Source organism: Clostridium sp. DSM 8431, from assembly GCF_900116755.1.
Classification (GTDB): Bacteria; Bacillota; Clostridia; order Clostridiales; family Clostridiaceae; genus Clostridium.
Genome location: NZ_FPBY01000127.1, coordinates 1 through 9,902 on the forward strand (window position 1 = coordinate 1; position 9,902 = coordinate 9,902).

At 32.8% G+C, this 9,902-nt stretch carries 7 protein-coding genes and 2 pseudogenes; 2 read left to right on the top strand and 7 right to left on the bottom strand.

Features of this window, described 5'->3' with window-relative positions:
• A pseudogene (locus tag BM384_RS12300) lies at window positions 1-333 on the top strand (IS3 family transposase); the annotation flags it as partial.
• Window positions 334-459: 126 nt separating this feature from the next.
• On the opposite strand, the gene ilvB reads toward BM384_RS12300, so the two are convergent.
• The 7 genes from ilvB to ilvN all read right to left on the bottom strand — a co-directional run bounded on the left by ilvB (window position 460) and on the right by ilvN (window position 8,892).
• Window positions 460-2,127, bottom strand: a complete 1,668-nt coding sequence (gene ilvB, locus BM384_RS12305; RefSeq protein ID WP_090014006.1) for a biosynthetic-type acetolactate synthase large subunit — start codon at window positions 2,125-2,127, stop codon at window positions 460-462.
• Window positions 2,128-2,193: 66 nt separating this feature from the next.
• Window positions 2,194-3,852, bottom strand: a complete 1,659-nt coding sequence (ilvD, locus tag BM384_RS12310) for a dihydroxy-acid dehydratase (RefSeq protein ID WP_090014008.1) — start codon at window positions 3,850-3,852, stop codon at window positions 2,194-2,196.
• Window positions 3,853-3,858: 6 nt separating this feature from the next.
• Window positions 3,859-4,938, bottom strand: coding sequence for a 3-isopropylmalate dehydrogenase (gene leuB, locus BM384_RS12315; protein WP_090014010.1), 1,080 nt, complete (start codon window positions 4,936-4,938; stop codon window positions 3,859-3,861).
• A 30-nt stretch (window positions 4,939-4,968) separates the two neighbouring features.
• Entirely contained in the window at window positions 4,969-5,454 is a 486-nt protein-coding gene (leuD, locus tag BM384_RS12320) for a 3-isopropylmalate dehydratase small subunit (RefSeq protein ID WP_090014012.1), read from the bottom strand.
• Between the two features lie 13 nt (window positions 5,455-5,467).
• On the bottom strand, window positions 5,468-6,730 hold the full coding sequence (gene leuC / locus BM384_RS12325) for a 3-isopropylmalate dehydratase large subunit (protein WP_090014014.1): 1,263 nt from the start codon (window positions 6,728-6,730) through the stop codon (window positions 5,468-5,470).
• 15 nt (window positions 6,731-6,745) lie between these two features.
• The gene (gene cimA / locus BM384_RS12330) at window positions 6,746-8,344 is read right to left on the bottom strand and encodes a citramalate synthase (RefSeq protein ID WP_090014015.1); all 1,599 of its coding nucleotides are present in this window, start codon (window positions 8,342-8,344) and stop codon (window positions 6,746-6,748) included.
• Between the two features lie 26 nt (window positions 8,345-8,370).
• Window positions 8,371-8,892 carry an acetolactate synthase small subunit gene (gene ilvN / locus BM384_RS12335; protein ID WP_090014017.1) on the bottom strand — a complete coding sequence of 174 codons (522 nt, stop codon included), beginning with the start codon at window positions 8,890-8,892 and terminating at the stop codon, window positions 8,371-8,373.
• Window positions 8,893-9,586: 694 nt separating this feature from the next.
• Between ilvN and BM384_RS12345 the strand changes: the two are divergent.
• Window positions 9,587-9,902 (top strand): annotated as a pseudogene (locus BM384_RS12345) (polysaccharide deacetylase family protein); the annotation flags it as partial.

The following is a 9,902-nucleotide window of genomic DNA, read 5'->3' on the forward strand; positions in this document are numbered from 1 at the left end:
ATACATAACAATAAGTCTCTTCTTAGAAAAGATTCCTTTATCCATTCTGATCAAGGAGCTCATTATACAAGTCCAATTTTTCAAAAGAAGGTCAAAAAAAAACAAATTAGGACAATCTATGTCTAGATGCGGAAACTGCTGGGACAACGCCCCGCAGAAATCGTTTTTTGGTCATTTAAAAGACGAAGCTAATATAAAAAATGTGAAAGTTTTGAGGAATTAATTAAAGAAGTTAATGATTATGTTAATTATCACAATTATTATAGACCACAATGGAATTTAAAAAAGATGACCCCTGTTGATTACAGGAACCATCTTTTAGGTACCACTTAGTCTTTTTTTTAATTGTCCTTGACTAAGGGTACATTTTACTCTTACTAGTATGATAGCTTTTAATTATGGGATATACACTTTTTTGTATCAGTGCATAATTTTCATTTTTAATCTTTGTTTTCTAAATTAATCTAAATCACTTTCAGTAATTATTTGATTAATTGGTGCTCCTGGAGCAACCATTGGGAATACATTCTTATTACTATCTATTCTGTAATCAATAAGAACTGGTCCCTCTGCATTTAATGCTTTTTCTAGAACGTCATCTAGGTCTTCCTTTTCTCTTACCATATAACCTTCAGCCCCAAAAGCCTCTGCTAACTTCACTAAATTAGTTTTTCTATTTAGTGTAGTATTAGAGTATCTCTTATCAAAGAAAAGAGTTTGCCATTGTCTAACCATTCCTAGAACATTATTATTCATTACAATTACAACTAGTGGTAATTTATTTGTAACTGCTGTTGCAAGTTCCTGACAGTTCATCATGAAACTTCCGTCCCCTGCTATATTAATAACTTTGCAATTTGGCTTTCCAAACTGTGCTCCTATAGACGCACCGAGTCCAAATCCCATTGTTCCAAGTCCTCCTGATGTAATAAGCGTTCTTGGCTTTTTAAAATTATAATATTGAGCAGTCCACATTTGATGTTGACCAACTTCAGTTGAAATAATTAATTCTTTATCTGTTACTTTATTTAAAGCATCAAATAATACCTTAGGACTTAATACATCTTCTCCCTCAGCTTTATATGCAGGTAGCCTCTTTAATGAATTCATGTTTTCAATCCAAGTTTCATTATTCTTTTCATCAACACCTGAAACTATAACTTCTAGTGCATCTTTTAAATCTGCTGTTATTGATAAATCTACCTTTACATTTTTATTTATTTCAGCTGGATCTATATCTATATGAATTATATTTGCATTACTTAAGTTTTCTGGATTAGAAATAACTCTATCAGAGAATCTCGCTCCTAATGCAATAAATAAATCACATTTTGTAGCAGTTATATTAGAAGCTTTTGTTCCATGCATACCAATCATTCCAGTATATAAAGGATGATCACTTGGAACTACTCCTCTTGCCATTAATGAATTACATATTGGAGAATCTATTTTCTCTGCAAGTGCTAAAACTTGCTCTGAAGCATTTGATGCTACTGCACCTCCACCAACATATATAAACGGCTTTTTAGCCTTATTAATCATGGCTATAGCTTCATTAATTTTATCTTTTCTAATTTTCACTTTTTTAGGCTCTGTTTTAGCTAGTTCTTTATATTCTGTTTTTTCTATCTGAATATTTTTAGGAATATCTATTAAAACTGGGCCTGGTCTACCTTCCTTTGCAATACGGAAAGCATCTTTTATTACTTCTTGAAGTTTATTTACATCTTTAACAATATAATTATGCTTTGTAATAGGCATTGTTATTCCTGTAATATCAACTTCTTGAAAACTATCTTTACCTAAAAGATTCATTGGTACATTACCTGTAATAGCTACTAAAGGAATTGAATCCATATATGCTGTTGCAATTCCTGTTACCAGGTTAGTCGCACCTGGTCCTGACGTAGCAATACACACCCCTACTTCACCTGTTGCTCTTGCATATCCATCTGCTGCATGTGCAGCATTTTGTTCATGGCAAGTTAAAACGTGTTTTATTTCATCCTGATACTTATATAAAGAATCATAAATATTTATAACTTGGCCTCCTGGATATCCAAAAACTATTTTAGTACCCTCATCTATTAAAGATTTAATAACTATATCCGATCCTGATAGTAACAAATAAGCCCCCTCCTATCATTAAATATATTTACCCCTTTTAAATTTTGCTAAAACCTATATACCAAATTACTTAAATATTGCACCTGTGCTTGCAGATGATACAAGTTTAGAATATCTTGCTAAATATCCTTCTTTTACCTTTGGTTCAAATGGTTTTAAGTTCTTTCTTCTTTGGTCTAGAACTTCTTCTGATACTTTTAACTCTAATTTACCACTGTTTATATCTATAGAAATTAGATCCCCATCTTCAACTAATGCTATAAGTCCGCCTTCTGCAGCTTCTGGAGATACGTGTCCTATTGACGCCCCTTTTGTAGCTCCACTAAATCTTCCATCTGTTATAAGAGCAACGTCTTTATCAAGTCCCATACCTGCTATTGCAGATGTTGGTGATAACATTTCTCTCATTCCTGGACCTCCCTTAGGTCCTTCATATCTAATTACAACAACGTCCCCTGCAACTATTTTTTTGCCCATGATTGCTGCTATAGCTTCTTCTTCTGAATCAAACACCTTAGCTGGTCCTTCATGTACAAGCATTTCAGGTGCAACAGCTGACTTCTTAACAACTGCTCCATCTACCGCTAAGTTTCCTTTTAGTATTTGAATTCCTCCTGTTGTCATATATGGATTATCTATTGGTCTTACTATTTCATAATCCAATACATGCTTACCTTCTATATTTTCTCTTTGAGTTTTTCCTGTTGCAGTTATGCAGTCAAGGTCAAGTAAATCCTTCTTAGAAAGCTCATTCATTACAGCTCCAATTCCACCAGCTGCATATAAATCAATTATATGAGTTTGAGATGCTGGTGCTAAGTGGCAAAGATTTGGAACTTTTTCTGATACTTCATTTATAATATCTAAGTCTATTGGAACCTTTGCTTCATTAGCTATAGCAGTTAAATGTAATACTGTATTAGAAGAACATCCAAGTGCCATTTCTACTGATAAAGCATTTTCAATTGATTTCTTAGTTACTATATCTCTTGGCTTTATGTCTTTTTCTAAAAGATTCATAACTGCCATACCTGCTTGTTTTGCAAGTCTTATTCTTTCTGAATAAACTGCTGGTATAGTACCATTTCCAGGTAGAGCCATACCAAGAGCTTCTACTAAACAGTTCATTGAGTTTGCTGTAAACATACCTGAACATGAACCACATGTTGGACATGCATTATTTTCAAGTTCTTTAAGATCTCCTTCAAGCATTGTTCCATTTTCAAATGCTCCAACAGCTTCAAATACAGTAGTTAATGAAACATCAGTACCTTTAAACTTACCTGGAAGCATTGGTCCTCCACTTACAACAACAGCTGGAATATTTAATCTCATAGCTGCCATCATCATTCCTGGAACTATCTTATCGCAGTTAGGAATTAATACTAATGCATCTAAAGCATGAGCCTTAACCATACATTCAATACTATCTGCTATAAGTTCTCTTGTTACTAAAGAATATTTCATTCCTTCATGTCCCATAGCAATACCATCACATACCCCGATTGTTGGGAATACTAATGGTGTTCCACCACCTATTAGTACTCCTTTTTTAACTCCTTCAACAATCTTATCTAGGTTAACATGACCTGGAATTATATCATTTTGAGATGTTACAACACCAATTAAAGGTCTGTCGATTTCTTCATCAGTTAAACCAGAAGCTTTAAATAGTGATCTATGTGGTGCCTTTGAAGGACCTTTTTTTACAATGTCACTTCTCATAATTAACTACATCTCCTTTATTTTATCAATTACTAATTTACCCATTTCAACAGTTCCGACTTTCTTCATTCCTTCGCTCATGATGTCTCCAGTTCTATATCCATCTTCAAGAACAGCTAAAACAGCATCTTCTATTGTCTTAGCTTCTTTTTCTAAGTTGAAGCTATATCTAAGCATCATAGCACCTGAAAGAATAGTTGCTAATGGATTTGCAATACCCATTCCTGCAATGTCAGGAGCACTTCCATGAATTGGTTCATACATACCTAAGCTTCCTTCTCCAAGTGATGCTGATGGTAACATTCCAATTGATCCTGTAACCATACTAGCTTCGTCTGAAAGGATATCTCCAAAGATATTTGAAGTTACTATAACATCAAATTGAGATGGTTCCTTTACTATTTGCATTGCAGTATTATCAACATATAAGTAGTTTAATTCTACTTCTGGATAATCTTTTGCCATTTTCTCTAAAACAACTCTCCAAAGTCTTGAACTTTCAAGGATGTTAGCTTTATCAACACAAGTTAATTTTTTCTTTCTCTTCATTGCTGTTTCAAAACCGATTTTAGCAATTCTCTTTATTTCATTTACATTATATCTTTCAGTATCGTAAGCAGATTGAACTCCATCAACTACTTCTCTTCCTCTTTCACCAAAATAAATACCACCAGTTAATTCTCTGACTATTGCAATATCAATTCCCTTATTAACTATTTCTTCTTTTAAAGGTGATGCATTCTTAAGTGGTGCATATAATGTTGCAGGTCTTAAGTTACAGTAAAGACCTAATCCTGATCTTAGTCCCATAAGAGCTTGTTCTGGTCTTACCTTTGCATCTGGATTATCCCATTTTGGTCCTCCAACTGCACCTAAAAGTACTGCATCTGATTTCTTACAAACTTCTAGTGTTTCTTCTGGAAGTGCAGTTCCAAACTTATCTATTGCACATCCACCTGCTATTGTACGAGTGTAGTTAAATTCGTGTCCGAATTTTTCCCCAACTACATCTAAAACCTTTATTGTTTCCTCTACTATATCTGGTCCTATACCGTCTCCAGCAACTACTGCTATATTGTATTTCATATTTTTAACCCCCTAAATTTACCTTATTGCTTATTTTGATTTTATATATCCGATTAATCCATCATTATCAATGATTCTTTGCATGAATTCTGGGAATCCTTGACCTTGATAACTTTCATTCTTAGTTAAGTTTTTGATTACACCGCTCTTGAAGTCTACTTCTAATTCGTCCCCTGCTTCAATAGCTTTTACTGCTTCATCACATTCAAGAATTGGTAATCCTATATTTATTGAGTTTCTATAGAAAATTCTTGCAAATGTTGAGGCTATAACACAGCTAACTCCTGCTGTCTTAATTGCAAGTGGTGCATGTTCTCTTGAAGAACCACATCCAAAGTTCTTATTTGCAACTATTATATCTCCAGGTTTAACATTTTTAACGAAATCTATATCTATATCTTCCATACAGTGTGCAGCAAGTTCCTTTGGATCTGAAGTGTTTAAATATCTTGCTGGGATAATTACATCTGTATCTACATTGTCTCCATATTTGAATACTCTACCTTTAACGCTCATTATTTTCTACCTCCTACACTGTTTCTGGGTCAGTAATTTTACCTGTTATTGCTGATGCAGCTGCTACTGCTGGGCTTGCTAGGTAAACTTCTGATTCTACATGTCCCATTCTTCCTACAAAGTTTCTATTTGTTGTTGATACACATCTTTCACCTTTTGCTAAGATTCCCATATGTCCTCCAAGACATGGTCCACAAGTTGGTGTAGATACTGCAGCTCCTGCCTCAATTAAGTCTTTGATTATTCCTTCTTCTAATGCTTGAAGATAAATCTTTTGAGTACCAGGAATAATAATAGTTCTTATATTCTTGTTAGTTTTCTTTCCTTTAAGAATGTCTCTAGCAATTCTTAAGTCTGAAATTCTACCATTTGTACAAGATCCGATAACTACTTGATCTATTTCAAGACCTTGAGCTTCATCAATAGTTCTTGTGTTGTCTGGTAAATGAGGGAATGATACAGTTGGTCTTAATGTGCTTAAGTCTATTTCATAAACTTCATCATATTCTGCATCTTCATCAGCTTCAAACTTCTTCCATTCTCTCTTAGTGTGTTCTTTTAAATATTCTTCAGTTTTTTCATCTACTGGGAATATTCCGTTCTTTCCACCAGCTTCAATAGCCATGTTAGCCATTGTAAATCTATCATCCATTGAAAGGTATTGTAATCCATCTCCAACGAATTCCATTGATTTATAAAGAGCTCCATCAACACCTATCATACCGATAATGTGAAGAATAACATCTTTACCACTTACCCATTTTGCAGGTTTATTCTTAAGAACAAATTTTAAAGCAGATGGTACTTTAAACCAACACTTACCTGTTGCCATACCAGCAGCCATATCAGTTGAACCAATACCTGTTGAGAATGCACCAAGTGCTCCATAAGTACAAGTATGTGAGTCAGCTCCAATTACAACATCTCCTGCAACTGCTAATCCTTTTTCAGGAACTAAACAGTGTTCGATACCCATTTCACCAACTTCAAAGAAGTTTTCTATTTCTTTTTCATGTGCAAAACCTCTTATGTATTTAACTTGTTCAGCAGCCTTTATATCCTTATTTGGAGTAAAGTGATCTGGAACTATTGCAATCTTACTTTTATTAAATACAGGTTTTCCTTCACCAAACTTCTTAAACTCAGTTACTGCAACTGGTGTTGTGATATCATTTCCTAATACTAAATCAAGATTAGCTTCTATAAGCTGTCCTGCCTTTACGCTTTCTAAACCAGCGTGTGCTGCTAATATTTTTTGTGTCATTGTCATACCCATTTTCTAATCATCTCCCTAAAAATAAGTTTTTACTTTTTTCTCTATATCTTTTATCAATTTATATTCTATAGAGTCTACTAATGCTATCCAGCTAGCTTTGATTATATCTTTAGATACACCGACTGTACTCCAGCTTTCTTCACCATCTGTAGATTCTATTAAAACTCTTACTCTTGATTCTGTAGCACTTTCAGAATCTAAGACCCTTACTTTATAATCTACAAGTCTTACATCTCTTAGTTGAGGATAAAAGACTTCTAGCGCCTTTCTAAGTGCTTTATCTAATGCATTTACTGGGCCTTCTCCTTCTGCTGCACTTATCTGCTTTTTACCATCCACAGTAACATTAATCATTACTGAAGATGCAAATTCTTTTTTACCATCCGAAGACTGTTCTGCAAATACTTTGAAATGATTAAGTTTAAAAAAGGGCTTGTATTTACCCATAATTTTTCTCATTACGAGTTCAACAGTACCTTCAGCTCCTTCAAACTGATAGCCTTCATATTCTAATTCTTTTAATTTATCTGTAATTAATTGAATTTCCTTGCTTCCTTTAGAAACATTGGGGAATATTTTTTGTATCTGAGAAAATACAGTACTCTTACCACTTACTTCAGATATTAAAAATCTTCTTTCATTACCTACTGTTTCTGGTTTAATATGCTCGTATGATTTTGAATCTTTACATACAGCATCTATATGCATTCCACCTTTATGCGCAAAAGCTGAGTTTCCTACATAAGGTGAATCTTCTTTTAGAGTTATGTTTGAAATTTCTGCTATGAATCTAGCAACACTTGTTAATTTAGAAAGGTGTTCTTCCTCTATGACATTAACCCCAAGCTTTAGTTTTAAAGTTGGAATTATTGCACTAAGATTTGAATTTCCACATCTTTCACCTGTTCCTATAAAGGTTCCTTGGATGTGATCTGCCCCTGATTGTGCTGCCACGATTGAATTAGCAATTGCCATTCCAATATCATCGTGACAATGTATTCCTACACTGCCCCCTACTTTGCTTACTGCTTCTTTTACTATAGCTGCAACTTCTCCTGGAAGAGTACCTCCATTTGTATCACATAAAACTACAGTTTTGGCACCTGCCTCTTTAGCCGCTTTCAATGTTTGAAGTGCATATTCTTTGTTATTCTTATACCCATCAAAGAAATGTTCTGCATCAAATATTACTTCTTTTCCCCGTAAAGCTAAGAAACTTATTGTGTCCTCTATCATTTTCAAATTTTCTTCTAGAGTAGTTTTTAAAATATCCTTAACTTGAAAATCCCATGACTTTCCAAATATTACAACTACGTCTGTATCTGCTATTAATAAATTTTTTATATTATTATCATCCTTTGCATCTGTATTTGGTCTTCTTGTTGATCCAAAAGCTGCAATTTTAGTTGTTTTTAAACTTACTTCCTTTATTCTTTTAAAGAATTCCATATCCTTTGGGTTAGATCCTGGATTTCCTGCTTCTATATATGAGACTCCAATATCATCTAAAGCTTTTACTATTTTGATTTTGTCCTCTACAGAATAAGAAATTCCCTGTCCTTGAGCCCCATCTCTTAATGTAGAATCAAATATACTTATCTTTTTATTGGTCATTAAAGTTTGCCCCCTTTACTGACTAATTAAATATTATCTTCATAATCATCATAACTATTTATTGTCTTGTCTCCTCTTTCAAGTGCTGTCACCCCTGTTCTTACAAGCTCTTGAATTCCATATTCCTCCATAAGCTTAATTAATGCTGATATTTTATTTTCATCTCCAGTAAGTTCTATAGTTAAAGTTTCCTTTGATAAATCGATGATCTTACATCTAAAGATTTTAACTATTTCATTAATGTCAGCTCTTTTTTCAGCACTAGCTTTTACCTTTATTAATACAAGTTCTCTATAAACTGAATTATCAGACTTTAAATCAATGACTTTTAAAACATCTTCAAGTTTGTTAAGTTGCTTTTTTACTTGTTCTAAAACATCTTCATCACCCATTAAAGTAATTGTCATTCTTGATACTTTTTCGTCATCAGTTCTTCCAACTGTTAAGCTATCAATATTATATCCTCTTCTTGAAAATAAACCTGCAACTCTGCTCAAAACACCAGATGAATTTTGTACCAGAACTGATAATACATGTTTTTGCTCCATCTTCTTCCCCCCTTATTTATAAAACGGAACATTATTTCTTGAATAAAGTATAAAAAAAACCACCTTTATAATGATATATATATCATAAAAAGTGGGATAAACTCCGCCTAAATATAACATAATCGGTTCTAACAAACCCTTACATATAACGGATGCTCACCGGATATCGCTTACTCACCTTAATACTTAAAGTTTTCTGGATTCAGCTCAGGAGTGATACCTATTTAACTAAAAGTATCAGTTTACACCAACCACTGACTCTCTGCAACTTTTATTGCGTCAAATAACCTTCTCCATCTCTGCCTTTTATTTCTAGGAAATATTTACTTTTAGCTTTTGTTAAAATTGTACTCGTTCTTTTGTATAAAGTCAACATTTAAACATATTTTTTACAATTTAAATATTTTAATACTTTTAAGTAATATATTTTTATATCAAATATCAAAAATTCCCCCTATTTTTTATTAATTTATCACCAAGTTTGCTTTATAGGTATCATTATTCATTCACATAAGCTTATTTATTATTAATTTTTTATTTTCATCTTATTTTTTATATATTACACATTTTATTCAATAAAATAAAAAATATAATTAGACTTATTACCAAATTTATTAAAAAAGCTATTGATTATATATTCCTTTGGTAATATTATACATTTAGTGTGTGAATTATAACTTTTAGGAGGTTAATTATGAAAAAATTTGTTGCTTTAACTTTTGATGATGGTCCATCTCTTGATACTACTCCAAAGATTTTAGATATAATAGAAAATATAAAATTCAAGCTACATTCTTTTTAGTTGGAAATCAAATTACTAATGAAACCAAATCTATAATTAATAGACAAATGAAGTTAAATTGTGAAATTGCAAACCATTCTTGGAGCCATCCTGCAATGAATGAATTATCTAATGCTGAAAGAACAAAGTGGCTGATGCCACGCTTTTCAGCGCAGGAAGCAGCTTTGTTTTGCCATGCAAAAGGTTCTAAAAGTAAAATAATTTCATA